This is a genomic window from Streptomyces sp. 1-11 (assembly GCF_007176755.1).
GTDB lineage: Bacteria > Actinomycetota > Actinomycetes > Streptomycetales > Streptomycetaceae > Streptomyces.
In genome coordinates this window covers 395,678-414,290 of the sequence record NZ_BJTV01000006.1, presented here as the reverse complement: position 1 = coordinate 414,290, position 18,613 = coordinate 395,678, and the positions used below count along the sequence as shown (strand labels likewise).

Genomic DNA, 18,613 nt, shown 5'->3' with positions numbered 1-18,613 from the left:
GGTCTCCCGCGGATGCCTAGATCCCGGGCTCCCGCGTCCCCGCGAGCAGTTCCCGCAGCAGGCCGGCCAGTTGGCCGGCCTTTTCGTCGTCGAGGTGGGACAGGGCCTCGGTCTGTGCGGCGAGGCCGGCGCCGACCGCCCGGTCGATGACGTCCAGCCCCTTCTCGGTCAGCGTCACCTGGAGCCCGCGGCGGTCGTGCGGGTCGGGCGAGCGGCGCAGCAGCCCGGCCCGTTCCAGCTTGTCCAGACGGCCGGTCATGCCGCCGGTGGTGAGCATCAGGGTCGCCGAGAGCCGGCGCGGTGACAGGGTGTACGGCTCGCCGGAGCGGCGCAGGGTGGCCAGCACGTCGAACTCGCCCCGCGAGACGCCGTAGGGCTCGTAGGCCTTCTCCATGCGGTCGCCCATGGTCCGGGAGAGGCGGTGGATCCGTCCGAAGACCTCCATCGCCCGCGTGTCCAGGTCGGGGCGTACGGCCGCCCACTGGCCGATGATCGCGTCGACGGGGTCGTTGGGCTGCTGCCGGCCTTCGTTCATGTGCCGAGTATCGCGTCCGGCACGTTCGACGGCAAGAAAGTGGCTTGACGTTAAGTAGCTTGCCGCTAAGCTACTTATTACTCGCCGACATTCGGGAAAGGTCCCGGTGATGAAGCGCCCCACGACCGTCCTGCTCACCGCCCTCGCCCCCGTCTCCTGGGGCACCACCTACGCCGTCACCACCGAGTTCCTGCCGCCGGGCCGCCCCCTGTTCACGGCCCTGGCCCGCGCCCTGCCCGCCGGCCTGCTGCTGCTCGCCCTTACCCGGGTCCTGCCGCGCGGCGTCTGGTGGGCCAAGGCGGCCGTGCTGGGCGCGCTCAACATCGGCGCCTTCTTCCCGCTGCTGTTCGTGTCGGCGTACCGGCTGCCCGGCGGGATGGCCGCCGTGGTCGGCTCGGCCGGGCCCCTGTTCGTGGTCGCCCTGTCGGTGCCGCTGCTCCGCGAGCGGCCGGCCGCCCGCACCCTGGCCACCGGGGCCGTGGCCGCGCTCGGCGTCAGTCTCGTCGTGCTCAAGGGGGCCGGCGCGCTCGACGCGGCCGGGGTCCTCGCGGCCGTCGCCGCCACCGCCTCGATGTCCGCCGGCACCGTGCTGACCCGGCGCTGGGGCCGGCCGGACGGCGTCGGCCCGCTCGCCCTCACCGGCTGGCAGCTCACCGCCGGCGGCCTGATCGTCGCCCCGGTCGCCCTGCTGGCCGAGGGCGCCCCGCCCGCGCTCGACGGCCGCGCGATCGGCGGCTACCTCTACCTCGCGCTGGCCAACACGGCGGTCGCCTACTGGCTCTGGTTCCGCGGCATCGGCCGGCTCGGCGCCACCCGGGCCGGCTTCCTCGGCCCGCTCTCCCCGCTGACCGCCGCCGTGACCGGCTGGGCGGCCCTGGGACAGGCGCTCACCCCCGTCCAGGCGCTCGGCATGGCGCTGGCGTTCGCGGCGACGCTGGCCGGGCAGCTCGGGAGCGGCGTGGGCTACGGGCGCCGCACCTCGTACAGGAAGCAGCCGTACTCCACCGCCCGCACGTGCACCAGCGCCACCTCCGGGTCGGCGAAGGCCTCCGCGAACGCCGGCGCGAAGCCGTCCGGGGCCTCGACCAGCCGGCCCCCGAGGATGCGGCCGTCGGCGGAGTAACGGCGCAGTGTGCGGTGGGCCCCGGTGAAGGGGAGCGCGTCGCCGTCCGGTCCGGCGCACTCGCCGGCGTGGATGAAGACCGGGCCCTGCTCGTCGTAGGCCCCCGGGTCGGCGCCCGTCGCGGCCGCCCAGCGGCGCAGCGGCGCGTACGACACCAGGGCGACGCGCTCGCCCGGAGCGCTGCGGCGCAGGCAACAGCGCAGCGGCGCACCGCCCTCCGGGTCCGTGAAAGCGGTCGTGGGCCGCGCCGCGTCGTCCGAGACGCGCAGCTCCGCGAGGGCCGTGGGCTCCAGGGGCCGTGCCGTGTAAGTCGTCATGCGGCCAGCGTGGCCCGGCACCGGTGCGCACACCGGCGGAATCCGGACCTCGTGTCCGGCGCCTCCGGCCGCCGGTAGGGAAAAAGGGCGCCCGGTGCGGTACCGGGCGCCCTGATCCACCGTGCCGCGGCTAGACCGCCGCCGCGTCCGCCGCCTGGGCCCTCAGCGCGCGCTCGACGCCCGAGCGGGACTCCGAGACCAGCCGGCGCAGGGCCGCGCCGGGCTCGGCCGAGGCCAGCCAGGCGTCCGTCCTGGCCAGCGTGTCCTCGGACACCTGCACCGCCGGGTACAGGCCGATCGCGATCTGCTGGGCCATCTCGTGCGAACGGGCGTCCCAGACGTCCTTGAGGACCTCGAAGTACCGCTCCGCGTACGGCGCCAGCAGCTCCCGCTGGTCGGTCTGCACGAAGCCGCCGATCACCGCCTCCTGCACGGCGTTCGGCAGCTTGTCGGAGTCGACGACCGACGCCCACGCCTCCGCCTTGGCCTCCGGCGTGGGACGGGCCGCCCGGGCGGTGGCCGCGTGCCGCTCACCGGCCGCGGTCCGGTCCCGCTCGTACTCCGCGGCGATCTCCGCCTCGTCGAAGCGGCCGACCGCCGCGAGCCGCTCCACGAACGCCCACCGCAGCTCCGTGTCGACGGCCAGGCCCTCGATGGTCTGCGAGCCGTCCAGCAGCGCCTCCAGCAGGTCGAGCTGCTCCGGCGTGCGGGCCGTCGCCGCGAAAGCGCGGGCCCAGGCGAGCTGGTGGTCGCTGCCCGGACCGGCCGAGCGCAGGTGGGCCAGCGTGGCGTCGGTCCAGCGGGTCAGCAGGGCCTCGCGGGCGGCCGGGTCGGCGTACAGGTCGACGGCCAGCTTCACCTGACGCTGCAGCGACTGCACCACACCGATGTCGGACTCCTTGCCGATGCCGGACAGCACCAGCGACAGGTAGTCCCGGGTGGCCAGCTCCGCGTCGCGGGTCATGTCCCAGGCCGAGGCCCAGCACAGGGCGCGCGGCAGGGAGGCCTCGAAGTCGCCGAGGTGCTCGGTGACCGTCCGCAGGGACTCCTCGTCCAGCCGGACCTTCGCGTACGACAGGTCGTCGTCGTTGAGCAGGACGACCGCGGGCCGGGGCCTGCCCGAGAGCTGCGGCACCGCCGTCAGCTCGCCGTCGACGTCCAGCTCGATCCGGTCGGTGCGCACCAGCTTGCCGCCGCCGTCCAGGTCGTACAGGCCGATCGCGATGCGGTGCGGGCGCAGCACCGGCTCGCCCTTGGCGCCGGCGGGCAGCGCCGGGGCCTCCTGGCGGACGGCGAAGGAGGTGATGACGCCCTCGGCGTCCGTCTCGATCTGCGGGCGCAGCACGTTGATGCCGGCCGTCTCCAGCCACTGCTTCGACCAGGTCTTCAGGTCGCGGCCGGAGGTCTCCTCCAGGGCGCCCAGCAGGTCGGACAGGCGCGTGTTGCCGTACGCGTGCCGCTTGAAGTAGGCCTGCACGCCCTTGAAGAACTCGTCCTCGCCGACGTACGCGACGAGCTGCTTGAGCACGCTCGCGCCCTTGGCGTAGGTGATGCCGTCGAAGTTGACGAGCACGTCGTCCAGGTCACGGATGTCGGCCATGATCGGGTGCGTGGACGGGAGCTGGTCCTGCCGGTACGCCCAGGTCTTCATGGAGTTCGCGAACGTCGTCCACGCCTGCGGCCAGCGGGAGCCGGGGGCGGCGGCCTGGCAGGCGATGGAGGTGTAGGTGGCGAACGACTCGTTCAGCCACAGGTCGTTCCACCACTCCATGGTGACCAGGTCGCCGAACCACATGTGGGCCAGCTCGTGCAGGATCGTCTCGGCCCGCACCTCGTACGCCGCGTCGGTCACCTTGGACCGGAACACGTACTGGTCGCGGATGGTGACCGCGCCCGCGTTCTCCATCGCGCCGGCGTTGAACTCGGGCACGAAGAGCTGGTCGTACTTCTCGAACGGGTACGCCAGCGCGAACTTCTCCTGGAACCAGTCGAAGCCCTGCCGGGTCACCTCGAAGATGGCGTCCGAGTCCAGGAACTCGGCCAGCGACGGACGGCAGTAGATGCCGAGCGGCACGCTCTGCCCGTCCCGCTCGTACACGCTGTGCACCGAGTGGTACGGGCCGACGATCAGCGCCGTGATGTACGACGAGATGCGGGGCGTCGGCTCGAAGACCCAGACGTTGTCCTGCGGCTCCGGCGTCGGCGAGTTGGAGATGACCGTCCAGCCCTCCGGCGCCTTCACGGTGAACTGGAAGGTCGCCTTCAGGTCGGGCTGCTCGAACGAGGCGAAGACCCGGCGGGCGTCCGGCACCTCGAACTGGGTGTACAGGTACGCCTGCTCGTCCACCGGGTCCACGAAGCGGTGCAGGCCCTCGCCGGTGTTGGTGTAGGCGCAGTCGGCCACGACGCGCAGGATGTTGCGCCCGTCCAGCAGGTCGCGCAGCGCGATCCGCGAGTCGGCGAACACCTCGGCGGGGTCGAGCGGGTCCCCGTTCAGCGTCACCTCGTGGACGGCCGGGGCCACCAGGTCGATGAAGGACGTGGCGCCCCTTTCGGCCACGTCGAAGCGCACCGTCGTCACGGACCGGTAGGTGCCGCCCTCCTGCGCGCCGGAGAGGTCGAGATCGATCTCGTACGAGTCAACGGTGAGCAGCTTCGCCCGCTGCCGCGCCTCTTCGCGAGTCAGGTTTGTGCCAGGCACGCGGTCATCTCCTCGTTATGTGTGGGTTGCGCCATCCTTCCATGGCGGCCACGGGGAAAGCGATGAGCCCGGGCATGCGAAAGGGGCGGTCGCGCGTACGCGGCCGCCCCCTCGCACCGGGTGCCTACTTTTCGGCCAGTTCGGCCGCCACCAGCTCCGCGATCTGCACCGCGTTCAGCGCGGCGCCCTTGCGGAGGTTGTCGTTGGAGACGAACAGCGCCAGACCGTTGTCCGCCGTCTCGTCACGGCGGATCCGGCCGACGTACGACGGGTCCAGGCCGGCCGCCTGGAGCGGGGTCGGGATGTCGGAGATGGCCACGCCCGGGGCGCCCGCGAGCAGCTCGGTCGCCCGCTCGGGGCTGAGCGGCCGGGCGAAACGGGCGTTGACCTGGAGGGAGTGACCGGAGAAGACGGGGACGCGCACGCAGGTGCCGGAGACCTTCAGGGCCGGGATCTCCAGGATCTTGCGGGACTCGTGGCGCAGCTTCTGCTCCTCGTCGGTCTCGCCCAGACCGTCGTCGACGATCGAACCGGCCAGCGGGAGCACGTTGAAGGCGATGGGGCGCTTGTAGACCTGCGGCTCGGGGAAGTCGACCGCGGAGCCGTCGTGGGTCAGCTTGTCGGCGTCGGCGGCCACCTTCTGCACCTGGCCGTGCAGCTCGGCCACGCCCGCCAGACCGGAGCCGGACACCGCCTGGTAGGTGGCGACGACCAGCGCCTCGAGGCCGGCCTCCTCGTGCAGCGGCTTCAGGACCGGCATCGCCGCCATGGTGGTGCAGTTCGGGTTGGCGATGATGCCCTTGGGGCGGTCGGCGATGGCGTGCGGGTTGACCTCGGCCACCACCAGGGGGACCTCGGGGTCGCGGCGCCAGGCCGAGGAGTTGTCGATCACCACGGCGCCCTGGGAGGCGACCTTCTCGGCCAGCGCCCGGGAGGTCGCGCCGCCGGCGGAGAAGAGCACGATGTCCAGGCCGGAGTAGTCGGCGGTGGCCGCGTCCTCCACCGTCACGCCGTCCAGCACGGTGCCGGCCGAGCGGGCCGAGGCGAACAGGCGCAACTCGGTGACGGGGAAGTTCCGCTCCGCGAGGATCCTGCGCATGACCGTGCCGACCTGACCGGTGGCTCCGACGATTCCGACCCTCACGGCGACTCCCTCTGTGTGTCTGTTGCTGCTTGCCTTCGCATGACCGGGGCTTTTCCATCATGCGGCCAGCCCCGGTCCACCTGTCCAATTCTTTGCGGCGCCTGCCCGAGGAGTGGGACACGGTCACCCGGCGTCCGGTTCCGGACCTCCGTCGCGCACCGCGCTGAGCTGCAGATGTTTCCCCGGCCGGGGCCCCGCGCCGGAAGCTGTGCTGTGCCGCCCCTGCCCGCCCGGGCACCGGCCACACGGAGGTGTGACGTACGCCTCTCGCGTCCCCGCCGGACGGCCGAACGTTTCCGCCCCCTCACGCGTCGTAGGGGCAAACGCGTGAGGGGGTGGCTTGTGCTGCGCGGAGGGGCGCGCCGCGACCAGGGGGCGTACGCCGGTGCGGACCGCACCGGCGGGGACCCGCTGGACGCGGCCCAGGAACGCCGGGTGCGGGCGGTGCTCGCACTCGGCGGGGTGCCGCAGGCGGACCTGCCGGACGGGGTGCAGCAGGTCCGGCTGCGGCTGCTGGAGCGGGCCGCGAGCGGGCGCGAGGCGCCGCGGGACGTCTCGGCCTGGGCGGCGGTGGTCGCATCCAACCTCGCCATGGACTGGCACCGGGCCAAGCGGCGCCAGGAACGGCTCGGGGAGCGGCTCGCGTCCCTGCGGGAGCCCGAGCACCCGTCGGGCGAGGAGAGCAGCGTGCTCTCCCTCGCCGTCGCCCGGGGCCTGGACGAACTGCCCGACGCCCAGCGCCAGGTCCTGATCCTGCGCTTCTTCGCCGACCTGCCGGTGCGCGACATCGCCGGGGAACTGGGCGTTCCCGAGGGCACGGTCAAGAGCCGGCTGCACACGGCGGTCCGCGCCCTGCGCCGGCGACTGCACGAGGACGAGGTGGTGTGAGATGCCCGCCGGACACGAGGACGGGGAGCACGGCGGCATGGACGCCCTGATGGCCGCGATCACAGGCACCCCCCTGCCGCCACGGGCCCAGGAGGACCCCGCCCTCCTCGCGGAGCACCGGTCGGCCGAGGCGGACGTGGCGGTGCTGAGGGAGCAACTGGTACGGCTCGCCGAGGTCTTGACGGGGGAGCCGCAGCAGCCGGCGCCGGGGACGACGCCGGGGGCTGGGGCGGGGGCGACGGCCGCGGATGGGCCGGCCGGCGCGGGGGCCTGCGGTGGTGCCGGGGGCGTCGGCGGTGGTGCCGAGGGAGCCGGGACGGAGGACGCCGAGGGGGCCGGCGCGGAGGTGACCTCCGGACCCGTTCCCGGGGCCGCCCCCGCGGGCCTACGGGGCGCCGGCCGGCCGCGGAGCGTCAGGCGGCCGGGCGGGGCCGGGCGGCCGGGCCGGCCGGGCGGGGTCCGGCGCGGGGCGCGGGTGGTGCTCGGGTCGATGGCCGGGGTGATGGCCTTCGGGCTGGTGACGGTGCTCGGCTGGGCGGTGGCGCACTCGGGTGGGGGCATGTCGGCGGGCTCGGACAAGAGCGCCGACGCCAAGAGCCGGGCGGACGGTCCGGCCCGGGCCGCGGGCGGGCCGGCGCTCTCCTGCTACCGGCTGCTCGCCGAGGGCACCGTCACCCGGGTGGACCGGCGGACGCAGGCCCCCCGAATCCGCGTCGTGCTCACCGTGACCCGCTCCTACCGGCCGGCCCACGGCCCGTCCGAGGTCACCTTCCTCCTCGGCGACACGGCGAGCCCGGCCCCGCGCTCGGGGCAGCACGTGCTCGCCGGGGTGGGCCGGGGCCGGCAGGAGGCGAGCCTGTGGGCCGTCGGCGACGCCCGGGTGGCCGACGAAAAGGCCCGGCTCACCGGGCCGGCGCCCGAGTCCGAGCCCGCCCCGTGCGACGAGCCGTGAACGGGGCGCCGGGAAGCCCTGGTCACGGGTCATGACCTCGGCAGCGCCACTGCCACTCGCCGCGGCGGCGCTCCCCTGGGGGCCGCGCCATCCGTGGCGTCCTCACAGTCCTGGCCGGGGCGGCGCCGGGGCACGGGTGCACGTGTCCCGCGTACCGGTGCCCCGCGCCCGCACCCGTATCGGTGCCAGGGCATGGATGCGCCTGTCCCGCGCAGCGGCGTCCCGGGTCCGCGCCGTCCTGGCCGTGTCGGTGTCAGGGCACGGGTGGGCCTGTCCCGCGTACCCCGGTGCCCCGCGCCCGCACCGTGTCGGCGCCAGGGCACAGGGGCCTGTCCCGCGTACCGGTGCAGCGCCCGCACCGTCCCCGCCGCCTCGGTCGGCGCACGGGTGCACGGCGTGCAGGACGGCCGGGGACGGGCCGCGCCGGGCCGTGCCGGGGAGGCGGCGGTCCGGGGAGACGGCCGAGGGGCGGGTGTCCGTGTTCGGACACCCGCCCCTCGCCTGGGGTCACCCCGTTACTGCGTGACCTTCTCGATCTTCACGCTGCCCGTGCCCGCGGCCGTGCCGCGGCCGTTGACGAGCTGGACCTGGCCGAAGAACTCACGGCCGGCGGGAGCCGCGGCGGCCGCCGTGACCTGTCCGCTCACCGTGGCCGAGTCGCCCGTGCCGAGCTTCACCGCGGCCGAGCCGTCGACCGCGACGGTGCCGAGCGTGCTGGAGAAGAACACGTCCCGGTAGTCGTAGTCGGTGGAGCCGGACGGGACCGAGTAGCCGACGACCTTGACGGTGTACGTGCCGGCGGCCGGGGACGCGATGGAGACCGCCTCCTCCGAGTCGCCGTCCGCGGACTGCGCGACCTGCTTGCCGGTCGAGTCGTACACGGTCAGGTCCAGGTCGGCGGCCGCGTCGGAGACGTTGCCGATCGCCACGTCCAGGGACTTCGCGCCGGCCGGGACGTCCACCGTGGTGGTCTGCGTCTCGCCTTCCTTGATGGCCGGGCGGGCCGACTTGGAGGAGCCCAGCGGACCGCCGACCAGCTTGCCGTCCAGCGCCGCGTACTTGTTGGTCACCTTCCAGGAGACCGCGGCCGGCGTGCCGACCTTCGCCTCGGGCACGGTCACGGTCTGCGGGTCGAAGGCCGCGCCGAGCACGGTGACGTCCAGCTTGTACGGGTTGTCCAGCAGCGGGGACGTGCGCCGGGACTCGACCTCGACCTCCCAGACGCCGGGCTGCGGGTCGGCGTAGGAGCGGACGTCCGGCTTGCAGCCGTTGCCGTCGAGGTAGTTGTTGTAGCAGTACGGCGTGCTGGTGTTGTCCACCGGAGTGCCGTACGGGTGGATCGAGATGAACCGGGTCTGGCTCTTGTCCTTGAGCCCGCCGATCGCGACCTCCAGCGACCTGGCGCCCTCGGGCACGGTCACGAAGTACGACCGGGTGCTGTTGCGCTGCACCGAACCGGAGGCGGAGTAGGTGTAGTTCACCGGGGAGGCGACCACCACGGTGGTGAGGATCTGCTTGTCGGTCCCCTCCGTGCGCGGGTCGTCGACGTCCAGGATCGCGCTCTTCAGGCCGGCCGACCCCGGGGCCGCCTGGACCTTGACCGTCACCGGCTGGTTCAGCGGCAGCCGCACGGCGTCGTCACCGACGATCCGGAAGGTCCGCTCGGCGTTGTTCTCGAAGCGCAGCTCGTGCCGCAGGGCGCGGTCCGGGCCGGAGGTACGGGTGATGGTCACGTCGTACGTCTTGCGCTGACCGGCCTTCAGGCCGCCCTCGCGGTCGTACAGACCGGTGCCGAAGCCCGGGGTCTTCAGCGCGTAGTCGATCGCGGTGTCGACCGGGGCCTTCACGGTGTAGTCGTGGGCGGTGGCGCCGTGACGGATCGCGTCCCAGGCGTCCACGATGTCGATGAGGCCGGCGCCCTCCTCGTAGGCCTGCACACCGCTGATGTGGTCGGCGGTCGAGGTCAGCGCGGTGCGCAGGTCGGCGGGCGTCAGGTCGATGCCCTTCTGCTTGGCGGCGCTCAGCAGCAGCGCGCTCGCGCCCGCCGCCTGCGGGGAGGCCATCGAGGTGCCCTGGAGCATCGAGTAGCCGGCCGGCAGCGAGTAACCCGCCTCGGCGACCGGGGAGCCCGGCAGCCAGGTCTGGGTGGTGTTGATCGCGGCACCGGGCGCGCTCAGGGTCGGGGTGAAGCCGCCGTCCTCACGCGGGCCGCGCGAGGAGAAGGGCATCATCGCGTACCTGGTCTCCACGGCGGAGCCGTAGTTGGCGGCCCAGGTGTCCTTGGAGATGGTCGCGCCGACGGAGATCACCTTGTCCGCGAGGCCGGGGTCGCCGATCGTGTTGGCGCCGGGGCCGGAGTTGCCCGCGGAGATCACGAGCTGCACGCCGTAGGTGTCGATGAGCCGCGTGTACAGCTCGGCGCGCGCGTTGTTGCCGTCGTTCAGCGCCGGCAGGCCGCCGATGGACATGTTCACGATGTCGACGCCGCGGTTGGCGACCAGGTCGATCATGCCCTCGGTGAGCGCGACGTTGGTGCAGCCGCCGCTCCAGGTGCAGGCCCGGGAGGAGACGATCTTCGCGCCGGGGGCCGCGCCGCTCATCCTGCCGCCGAACAGCCCGTTGGCGGAGGTGATGCCGGCGACGTGCGTGCCGTGCTCGGACTCGATGACGCCGATGTTGACGAAGTCGGCCGTCTTGCCGACCCAGTCGCCGCCGTACGGGTCGGTCGGCACGTCCTTGCGGATCTGCACGACGAACGGCTGCCGCTCGACCACGTCGGTCTTCGGGTCGTCGGTGCCGAAGTACCCGATCTGGTGGCCGTCCTTGTACGGCTTCATCGGGGTGTCGTCGGTGAAGTCGAAGTTGTTGTTCAGGTCGACGCGCACGGTGCCGGCGGCCGGGTCGTACAGGACGCCCCAGACGTCGGTGGTGTCGCCGTCCCGGTTGGCGTCGCCCGCGGCGTCGCCGCCGGCCGTGAACGACTCGCGGAACAGGTTGACCTGGTAGTCGCCCTGGGGCGCCTTCCAGGTGGCGCCGCCGTAGGAGAACGACGGGCCGCTGACCGGGTTGGTCATCCGGCGCCAGGTGCCGTCGCCGTCGATGATCGGGTCGGTGGCCGTCACCCAGTCGGTGATCTTCCGCTCACCGGTGGTGGTCTTCTGCAGCGCCGGGTGGCCGAGGTCGACGCCGGAGTCGAGGATGCCGATCGTGACGCCCCGCCCGTCCGCCTTCGGGTGGTCCTTGACGAAGTCGACGGCACCGGTCTCGAAGGACGGGTTGTACGGGTTCTTGGCCGGGGTGTCCTTGCCGGGCCCGGAGTAAGTGGCCGCCGAGCCGTGGCCCTTGGCGCCCTGCGCGGTGTCCGCGGCGGGCGTCGGGTCGTCCAGCGGTATCTCCTGGCGCAGGTCGATCGCGTGCACGGAGGACAGCTTCGCGGCGGCCGCGATCGCCGAGTCGGCCTTCGCGGTCGGCACGGTCGCCCGGACGTAGCCGAGCTTGTCGTAGGTGCGGCCCACCGAGCCGCCCTTGACCGCGTCCAGCTCCGCGGCGACCTGCTCGGTCTGCCCGGGCGCGGTGGCGACCATCATCGTGACGTTCTTGTCGCCGTTCGCCTTGGCCTCGGCGAGCCGGTCGGCGTCGTCCGAACCGAGCTTGTCGTGGGCCGACTTGACGGCGGGATCGGCCGTGGCGGGTGTCGCCTCCGCGCCGAGGGCCAGCGGCACCGGCCCGGCCGCGGAGAGGGCGGCCACCACGCCCACGGCCACGGCTATGCGGGCCAGGCGTCTCGGGCCGGATATCGGTTCGCGCTCGGGGGTGTGGGTCATCGGCATCCCTTGCAGGTGAGTAAACCAGTGCCGGACGAGCGCACAGCTTTACCCAAGGCACGGAACTTTGGGGACCGTTGACCCAAACGAAATCAATGTATGGGGAAAACCCGCTATGGGATTCGGGGGGATGAGGACCGGTTGCTCCCGGTTCGGCTCAACTCTCCTTGGAGCGAGCGTAATGCCGGGACGCCTTGGCGCGGTTGCCGCACGACGCCATCGAGCACCAGCGGCGGGTGCCGTTGCGGGAGGTGTCGAAGAAGTGCAGCACACAGGCCTCGTGGGCGCAGCGGCGGATCCGGTCGGGGGCCCGGCCGAGGAGGTCCAGGTAGTCGCGGGCGGCGAGCCAGGCCGGCGCCCAGGAGGCGTCGGCGAACTCCGGTTCCTCGCGGGCCCCGTCGGCGGTCAGCCGGGCCCGGATGCGCCCGTGCGCCAGCACGGCGTCCACGAGCGGGGCGCCCTGGGCCGGCGACCCGTCCACGGCGGCGCCGAGCGCCTCCCGCGCCTGCCGCAGGTGGCGCAGCACGTCCGCGTCGGCCGGGTGCTCGCCGGCCAGCCCGTTGGCCGCGAGCCACACCGCGAGGCCGTCCGTGCCGTCGAGCAGATCCCGGAGCGCGCCCTCCTCGTTCCACCGCGTGTTGAGCAGGTCGAGCGCGAGCGGCTCACCGGTGAGCGGACGGGGATCGCGGGCGGCGGACATGGGGCACTCCTTCTTCGCTAACCACTCAAGAGTACGTGACCGGTTGACGCTCCTCTCTCTAACCCCTAACGTGATTGAAGAAGGTTAGATATCCGAGAGGGAGAGCCATGACCCTGCGCACCGGCCACACCGGCCTGAACGTCACCGACCTCGACCGTTCCCTCGCCTTCTACCGGGACGTCCTGGGGTTCGCGCTGCTCGCCGAGGGCAAGGAGGACGGCCGCAGGTACGCGTTCCTGGGCGAGGCCGGGGGCGACGGGCCCGTCCTCACCCTCTGGCAGCAGGCCCGCGGCACCTACGACGGCGCCCGGGCCGGCCTGCACCACCTCGCCTTCACGGCCGGCTCGGTGGACCGGGTCCGGGAGTACGAGACGGCGCTCAGGGCCGCCGGGGTGGAGTTCGCCCACGCGGGCGTGGTGGCCCACCGGGAGGGCTCGGCCTCCGGCGGGATCTTCTTCCACGACCCGGACGGCACCCGTCTGGAGATCTCCGTCCCGCACGGCGCCGAGGGCGCCCCCGCCCCGCACGCCTCCGCTCCGACCTGCGGTTTCTTCTAGAGCGTCGCGCCATGAGCGTCTATCACGCCGGTTCCCGCGCCGTGCAGGACCTGGCCGGGGTGCGGGACCGCGCCGATCACGTCGGCCGCTCCCTCGCACCGGACATCAAGCAGGTCGCGGCGGCCTTCCTGGAACTCCAGCCGCTGCTCGTCGTGGGCGCCGCCGACCCCGCCACGGGCCGCGTGTGGGCCTCACCGGTCACCGGCGCCCCCGGCTTCGTCCGGGCCACCGGGCCCCGGCAGATGTCCGTCACCGGCGGCCCGCCCCCGGCCGACCCGCTCGCGGCGGCCCTGACCGCCCCGGGCACCCCCGTGGGCACCATCGCGCTCGATCCGCGCACCCGGCGCCGGATGCGGCTCAACGGCCGGCTCCGGCCGACAGCGCGCGGCTTCGCCGTCGCGGCGGAGCAGGTGTTCGCCAACTGCCCCAAGTACATCCAGCGCCGGGAGACCTGTGAGCGGGTCCCGGACCGCGTGCCGGGCACGCCCCGCACGCTGACCGCGCTCGGCGACGAGCAGGCCGCGCTCGTCGCCGCGGCCGACACCTTCTTCCTGGCCACCGTGCACACCGACGGCGCCGACGCCAGCCACCGCGGCGGCAACCCGGGCTTCGTCCGGGTCGTCTCACCGCACGAACTGGCCTGGCCGGACTATCCCGGCAACGCCATGTTCCGCAGCCTCGGCAACCTGCACGCCGACCCGCGCGCCGGACTGCTCCTCCTGGACTGGACGACCGGCACCACCCTCCAGCTCACCGGCTCGGCCCGCACCTGGTTCGGCGCCGGCGACGAGCGCACGGTCCGCTTCACCGTCACCGGCGCCGTGCACACCCCGGCCGCCCTCCCGCTGCGCTGGTCCGCGCCGGAGTATTCCCCCGCCAACCCGGACGATCAGCGCTAACGTCCGGACATGCGAAGGAAGTTGAGGGTGGCGGCCTACGCCGTGTGCGTCCGCGACGGACAGATCCTGCTGGCCCGCTTCCCGGCGCCCGGCGGCACTCACGAGTGGGTGCTGCCGGGCGGCGGCATCGAGCACGGCGAGGACCCGTACGACACCGTCCGGCGCGAGGTGACCGAGGAGACCGGCTACCGGATCGAGGTGACCCGGCTGCTCGGCGTGGACTCCTCCCGCCATGTCCACCGCGGCGGCCGGCCACCGCGCCGCACCGACCACCAGGGGGTGCGGATCCTCTACGAGGGCGAGATCACCGGCGGTGAACTCCGGTACGAAAGGGGCGGCTCCACCGACTTCGCGGCCTGGCAGGACCTGGACGCGGTGCCCGGACTCACCCGGATCCGTCTCGTCGACGTCGCCCTGCGGCTGTGGCGGGAACGTCCGGAGAACGGACATCTCGGCCCCGGAGCCCGACCCCTGCCCCGCCAGATGAACGAGGAGTGACCGCCCCCGGGCCGCCCGCGTTCCACTCCGTGGCAGCGCCGTGCACCCCGTGATCCACGTACGGCGATCGGCGTCACGCGTTGCCGCCCCGTTCACGCACAGGTCATCCCCGGTGCCAACCATCCAGAGCGAGCGGGGCGTTCGCGCCTTCGACGGCCCGCGACCACCGCCGACGCGTTCGCACCCGGGGAGACCGCGCCATGTCGCGCACACGCTCTGTCACCACCTCCACGCTGGGGGTCCACCGCCGTACCGTGCTCGCGGCCGCAGGAGCGGTCTCGCTCTCCGCGGGCGTCGGCTACGCGCTGCGCCCCACCGACAGCCAGGCCGCCACCGCCGCCGAGGCGCCCGCCGCCACCTCCCGCGAGGCGGCCCCGGCCCCGCTCGCCCCCTACACCAAGGGCACCACCCTCGCCTCCGTCGCCGCGCCCGTGGGCCGCTCCGGTTACCGGCGGCTCGGCGACGGACCCGGCTGGAAGCGGGTCGTGCGGGAGGAACTTGCCGCCCCCAGATCCGGCCGGGCCGGCCGCCGCACCACCCTCGCGGCGTTCGTGCAGTTCACCGATCTGCACCTGATGGACGTCCAGCACCCGCTGCGCCTGGAGTTCCTGCGCGCCCACGACCCGCACGCCTGGCGCCCGCACGAGGCGCTCACCGTGCCCGGCGCCGTCTCGCTCGTCGAGCGGGTCAACGCGCTGCGCGGCGCCCCCGTCACCGGCGCCCCGCTGCACTTCGTGATGACCACCGGCGACAACACCGACAACAACGCCCACTCCGAACTGGAGTGGTTCATGAAGGTGATGAGCGGCGGCCGCATCACCCCCGACTCCGGGGACCCGCGCCACTACGAGGGCGTCCAGAACAGCGGCCTGAAGCTGTACTGGCAGCCCGGCTCCACCGCACGCGACGGCGACAAGGCGCTCGGCTTCCCCTACCTGAAGGGCTTCCTCGCCGCCGCGACCCGCGAGGTCCGCAGCCCCGGTCTCAACCTGCCCTGGTACTCCACCGTCGGCAACCACGACGCCCTCCCGCTCGGCTGCTACGGCTCCCACGGCGACCCGTACCTCACCGAGGCGGCCATCGGCGGCCGGAAGCTGATGAGCGTCTCCGCCGCCGACGCCAAGAAGCTCCAGGACACCATCAAGAAGGCCACCGACCCCAAGGCCGTCGGCTACCGCGACTTCCTCAAGGCCCACGCCCGCTCCATGCGCCAGGTCACCCCGGACGAGCAGCGGGCCCCCTACACCCGCGCCGACTACCTGAAGGCCCACCTGGACCCCGCCCACCAGGGACTCGGCCCGGCCGGCCACGGCTACTCCTCGGCGAACCTGGACGCCGGCACCCAGTACTACGCCTTCCGCGTCTCCGAGGACGTCATCGGCATCAGCCTCGACACCACCGACCCCGGCGGTCACTACGAGGGGTCCATCGGCACCGCCCAGCTCAAGTGGCTCGACCGGACGCTGAAGGACAACAGGGACTCCTACGCCGTCGTCTTCAGCCACCACACCAGCAGGACCATGACCAACACCCGCCCCGACCCGGACCGCCCGGGGGAGCGCCGCCACGACGGCGCCGAGGTCGTCTCGCTGCTCTCCTCCCACCGCAACGTGCTCGCCTGGGTGAACGGGCACATCCACCGCAACGACATCACCCCGCACCAGGCCTCCGGCGGCCGCTCCTTCTGGGAGATCTCCACCGCCTCGCACGTCGACTTCCCCCAGCTCGCCCGCGTCGTCGAACTCGTCGACAACAAGGACGGCACCCTCTCCGTGTTCACCACCCTGGTCGAGTCCGCCGCCCCGCACCGCACCGACCACGCCGACCTCTCGCAGACCGGCCTCGCCGCCCTCTACCGTGAGCTGTCGTACAACGCCCCGGGCGCGAGCAAGGCGCTCGCGGGCGACGCCGTGGACCGGAACACCGAACTGGTGCTGAAGAAGCGCTGAAAGTCACCCGGCCGGGTCACGGGCAGGCACGATCGCGGCCGATGCCGGGTATCTCCCCCCGACCGCACCGGACACCACACGTTGGGGGAACAGCATGCGCGTCCGCACCGCCCTGGTGGGCACCACCGCCCTGCTCCTGTCGGCGGCCCTGGCGGGCCCGGCCGTCGCGGACGGCCGCTCCGCCGGCGCTCACGCCGCCACCCGCCGGGCGATCGAGGCGGCGGTCGCGGCCGGCGCGCCCGGGGCGACCGTCACCGTCCGGGACACCCGCGGCACCTGGTCGGCGACCGCGGGCGTGGGCGACGTCCGCACCGGCGCGCCGCGCTCGGCCGCCGACCGCTACCGGGTCGGCAGCATCACCAAGACCTTCGTCGCCACCGTCCTGCTCCAGCTGGAGGCGGAGGGCCGGCTCACCCTGGACGACACCGTGGACACCTGGCTGCCCGGGCTGCTGCGGGGCCACGGCCACGACGGCCGCCGGATCACCCTCCGGCAACTGCTCGACCACACCAGCGGCGTCTACAGCTACACCTCCGACGACGACTTCGTCCGCACCTACTTCCTCGCGGACGGCTTCTTCCGGCACCGCTACGACACGCTCACCCCGCGGGACCTGGTGGCCGTCGCCATGCGGCACCGGCCGGACTTCGCGCCGGGCACGTCCTGGAAGTACTCCAACACCAACTACGTCGTCGCCGGCATGGTGATCGAGAAGGTGACGGGCCACTCGTACGCCACCGAGATCACCCGGCGCCTCATCCGGCCGCTGGGGCTCACCGCCACCTCCCTGCCAGGCACCCGGGTCACCGTCCCGCGGCCCAGCTCCCGCGCCTACTCCAAGCTCGCCCCGGCCGCGACGGGCCCGGCCTACGACGTCACCGAGCTGAACCCCTCCATCGCCTCGGCGGCCGGCGAGATGATCTCCGACTCGGCGGACCTCGGCCGCTTCTACTCCGCCCTGCTGCGCGGCAGGCTGCTCCCGCCCCGGCAGCTCAAGGAGATGAGGACCACCGTGCCGACCGGCGACTCCGCCGGCACCCGGTACGGACTGGGCCTGACGGACACGACGCTGAGCTGCGGGGTGCACGTCTGGGGCCACGACGGCGCCATCCACGGCTCCGCCTCCTCCGCGGTGACCACGGCGGACGGCCGGCACTGGCTCGCGCTCAACCTCAACGGCGACTGGACGGGCGGCACCGGCGCCGTCGTCGACAAGGAGTTCTGCGAGAAGCCGTCCAAGGTGCCGGCCCAGCCGTCCCAGGGCCCGGCCCGGCGCTCCCAGGCCCCGGCCCAGCGGTCCCAGGTCCCGGCCCAGCCGTCCTAGGTCCCGGCCCTGGGCAGCACCACCACGTACGCGGCCGGGTCGCGGTCGCCGGACGCCATCAGGGCCGTCCTGATCACCGCCGCCTGCTGCTCCATGGACTCGGCGAGCTTGCGCGGGGTGACGTGGACGACCGTGATCCCCAGCCGCTCCAGGCGCTCCCGTTTGCGGGCGTACTCCGACCAGAGCGCGTCCTCGTCCCGGCGGGGCGCACGGGTGTCCAGCTCCACCGCGACCGCCTGCCCGGGCCAGTACGCGTCCAGGCCGCCGAGGTGGGGGCCGCCGGGCAGGCGCAGGTCCACGTTCCAGACCGGGTCGGGCAGCCCGTGCTCGCGGACCATCCGGTACAGCCGGCCCTCCGCGACCGCCCGGCCCTCGGCCACCAGCGAGTCCACCGCGCCCATGACGTGCGGCCGGTTCAGCAGCCTCGCCCGGGTCAGCTCGCGCACCACCGCCGCCGGTTCGCAGTGGCCGTCGCGCACCGCCTCGGTCAGCAGCCGGCGCACCACGCCCGCGTCCGTCAGCTCCGCCACCGCGTCCGCCAGCGCGCGCGGCACCGGCGCCACCGGCAGGCCCGTCACCGTGACGGGCGCGGGCAGATCCGGGACGCGCAGCACGTGGACGTAGCCCGTAGTGCGCAGCCGGCGCAGCCGCGGGACCAGGACGTCGACGCGTTCCAGGGCGAGCAGCGCAGGGGCGGCGGCGAAACCGTGCAGGGCGAGCGCCGCCAGACCGGTGATCATCGTCTCCGGGTACACCGGACGCTGCGGGTCGCCCGCGCCGGGCTGCGTCGGCACGCCGGGGGCCGATTCCCGCGCCGCGTACAGCAGCGCGCCGTGCAGCCGCTCCTCGCTGGTGGGCGGCCCGGTGTGGAGCAGGACCACGTTCGGCAGCAGCAGGCGCCAGGCGCCGCCGGGGCGGCACTGCTCGTTCAGCTCGGCCGTGGAGACACCGTGGGAGCGGAGCTGAGCGGTCGTCATGATGCGCCGGCCGGCCTCGGGGAGGTGGCGCAGGGTGCGGGAGGAGAGCGGGGTGTTGTGCGTCATGGCGTCGACGTTCCCGCGCTTCGTCCCCCCTGTAACCGCTGTTACACGGTCGTCGAGGAATGCGGACAAGCCGGTCCTAAAGGACGGGTGTTCGGATGCCGAGTAGGCACGGGAAACCCCTGGTCCGATCGGGTCCGGACCAGGGGTTACGGCTGCTAT

At 73.5% G+C, this 18,613-nt stretch carries 14 protein-coding genes and 1 pseudogene; 8 read left to right on the top strand and 7 right to left on the bottom strand.

Going from position 1 to position 18,613, the window contains the following annotated elements:
* Window positions 1-16 precede the first annotated feature (16 nt).
* Window positions 17-535 (bottom strand): MarR family winged helix-turn-helix transcriptional regulator, encoded by a 519-nt coding sequence (locus TNCT1_RS16050; RefSeq protein WP_143632405.1) that lies wholly within the window; start codon window positions 533-535, stop codon window positions 17-19.
* 109 nt (window positions 536-644) lie between these two features.
* Here TNCT1_RS16050 and TNCT1_RS16045 point away from each other — a divergent pair, with 109 nt between their 5' ends.
* Window positions 645-1,658, top strand: a complete 1,014-nt coding sequence (locus tag TNCT1_RS16045; protein WP_143632403.1) for an EamA family transporter — start codon at window positions 645-647, stop codon at window positions 1,656-1,658.
* Here TNCT1_RS16045 and TNCT1_RS36305 read toward each other — a convergent pair.
* The 3 genes and pseudogenes from TNCT1_RS36305 to TNCT1_RS16030 form a co-directional block, all read right to left on the bottom strand.
* Window positions 1,565-1,975, bottom strand: a pseudogene (locus TNCT1_RS36305) (DUF1203 domain-containing protein); the annotation flags it as partial. The gene TNCT1_RS16045 and the pseudogene TNCT1_RS36305 overlap by 94 nt on opposite strands.
* A 130-nt stretch (window positions 1,976-2,105) precedes the next feature.
* Complete coding sequence (pepN, locus tag TNCT1_RS16035) at window positions 2,106-4,676, bottom strand: aminopeptidase N (RefSeq protein ID WP_143632398.1); 2,571 nt, start codon at window positions 4,674-4,676, stop codon at window positions 2,106-2,108.
* Window positions 4,677-4,800: 124 nt separating this feature from the next.
* Entirely contained in the window at window positions 4,801-5,820 is a 1,020-nt protein-coding gene (locus TNCT1_RS16030; RefSeq protein ID WP_143632395.1) for an aspartate-semialdehyde dehydrogenase, read from the bottom strand.
* Window positions 5,821-6,162: 342 nt separating this feature from the next.
* Here TNCT1_RS16030 and TNCT1_RS16025 point away from each other — a divergent pair, with 342 nt between their 5' ends.
* Both TNCT1_RS16025 and TNCT1_RS16020 read left to right on the top strand, forming a co-directional pair.
* On the top strand, window positions 6,163-6,708 hold the full coding sequence (locus tag TNCT1_RS16025) for an RNA polymerase sigma factor (protein WP_373920478.1): 546 nt from the start codon (window positions 6,163-6,165) through the stop codon (window positions 6,706-6,708).
* A 1-nt stretch (window position 6,709) separates the two neighbouring features.
* The gene (locus TNCT1_RS16020) at window positions 6,710-7,660 is read left to right on the top strand and encodes a hypothetical protein (RefSeq protein WP_143632391.1); all 951 of its coding nucleotides are present in this window, start codon (window positions 6,710-6,712) and stop codon (window positions 7,658-7,660) included.
* A 515-nt stretch (window positions 7,661-8,175) separates the two neighbouring features.
* Here the strand turns inward: TNCT1_RS16020 and TNCT1_RS16015 are convergent.
* A complete protein-coding gene (locus tag TNCT1_RS16015) occupies window positions 8,176-11,484 on the bottom strand; it encodes a S8 family serine peptidase (protein WP_143632388.1) in 3,309 nt (1,102 codons plus the stop codon).
* A 157-nt stretch (window positions 11,485-11,641) separates the two neighbouring features.
* The gene (locus TNCT1_RS16010) at window positions 11,642-12,184 is read right to left on the bottom strand and encodes a CGNR zinc finger domain-containing protein (protein WP_143632384.1); all 543 of its coding nucleotides are present in this window, start codon (window positions 12,182-12,184) and stop codon (window positions 11,642-11,644) included.
* Between the two features lie 107 nt (window positions 12,185-12,291).
* Between TNCT1_RS16010 and TNCT1_RS16005 the strand changes: the two genes are divergently transcribed.
* The 5 genes from TNCT1_RS16005 (at window position 12,292) to TNCT1_RS15985 (ending at window position 17,411) form a co-directional block, all read left to right on the top strand.
* Window positions 12,292-12,741 carry a VOC family protein gene (locus TNCT1_RS16005; protein ID WP_143632381.1) on the top strand — a complete coding sequence of 150 codons (450 nt, stop codon included), beginning with the start codon at window positions 12,292-12,294 and terminating at the stop codon, window positions 12,739-12,741.
* 11 nt (window positions 12,742-12,752) lie between these two features.
* On the top strand, window positions 12,753-13,640 hold the full coding sequence (locus TNCT1_RS16000; RefSeq protein ID WP_143632379.1) for a pyridoxamine 5'-phosphate oxidase family protein: 888 nt from the start codon (window positions 12,753-12,755) through the stop codon (window positions 13,638-13,640).
* A 9-nt stretch (window positions 13,641-13,649) separates the two neighbouring features.
* Window positions 13,650-14,138, top strand: coding sequence for an NUDIX hydrolase (locus tag TNCT1_RS15995; protein ID WP_174266313.1), 489 nt, complete (start codon window positions 13,650-13,652; stop codon window positions 14,136-14,138).
* 200 nt (window positions 14,139-14,338) lie between these two features.
* On the top strand, window positions 14,339-16,087 hold the full coding sequence (locus TNCT1_RS15990) for a TIGR03767 family metallophosphoesterase (protein WP_143632376.1): 1,749 nt from the start codon (window positions 14,339-14,341) through the stop codon (window positions 16,085-16,087).
* Between the two features lie 94 nt (window positions 16,088-16,181).
* Window positions 16,182-17,411 carry a serine hydrolase gene (locus TNCT1_RS15985; RefSeq protein WP_174266312.1) on the top strand — a complete coding sequence of 410 codons (1,230 nt, stop codon included), beginning with the start codon at window positions 16,182-16,184 and terminating at the stop codon, window positions 17,409-17,411.
* Here TNCT1_RS15985 and TNCT1_RS15980 read toward each other — a convergent pair.
* Window positions 17,408-18,454: a hypothetical protein gene (locus tag TNCT1_RS15980; protein ID WP_143632372.1), complete on the bottom strand. Its 1,047-nt coding sequence runs from the start codon at window positions 18,452-18,454 to the stop codon at window positions 17,408-17,410. The genes TNCT1_RS15985 and TNCT1_RS15980 overlap by 4 nt on opposite strands.
* Window positions 18,455-18,613: the final 159 nt, after the last annotated feature.

Bases quoted from the DNA above. Each gene is read 5' to 3' on its own strand.
- TNCT1_RS16050 (WP_143632405.1), bottom strand. From the start codon at position 535: ATGAACGAAGGCCGGCAGCAGCCCAACGACCCCGTCGACGCGATCATC.
- TNCT1_RS16045 (WP_143632403.1), top strand. From the start codon at position 645: ATGAAGCGCCCCACGACCGTCCTGCTCACCGCCCTCGCCCCCGTCTCC.
- TNCT1_RS16020 (WP_143632391.1), top strand. From the start codon at position 6,710: ATGCCCGCCGGACACGAGGACGGGGAGCACGGCGGCATGGACGCCCTG.
- TNCT1_RS16015 (WP_143632388.1), bottom strand. From the start codon at position 11,484: ATGACCCACACCCCCGAGCGCGAACCGATATCCGGCCCGAGACGCCTG.
- TNCT1_RS16010 (WP_143632384.1), bottom strand. From the start codon at position 12,184: ATGTCCGCCGCCCGCGATCCCCGTCCGCTCACCGGTGAGCCGCTCGCG.
- TNCT1_RS16005 (WP_143632381.1), top strand. From the start codon at position 12,292: ATGACCCTGCGCACCGGCCACACCGGCCTGAACGTCACCGACCTCGAC.
- TNCT1_RS16000 (WP_143632379.1), top strand. From the start codon at position 12,753: ATGAGCGTCTATCACGCCGGTTCCCGCGCCGTGCAGGACCTGGCCGGG.
- TNCT1_RS15995 (WP_174266313.1), top strand. From the start codon at position 13,650: ATGCGAAGGAAGTTGAGGGTGGCGGCCTACGCCGTGTGCGTCCGCGAC.
- TNCT1_RS15990 (WP_143632376.1), top strand. From the start codon at position 14,339: ATGTCGCGCACACGCTCTGTCACCACCTCCACGCTGGGGGTCCACCGC.
- TNCT1_RS15985 (WP_174266312.1), top strand. From the start codon at position 16,182: ATGCGCGTCCGCACCGCCCTGGTGGGCACCACCGCCCTGCTCCTGTCG.
- TNCT1_RS15980 (WP_143632372.1), bottom strand. From the start codon at position 18,454: ATGACGCACAACACCCCGCTCTCCTCCCGCACCCTGCGCCACCTCCCC.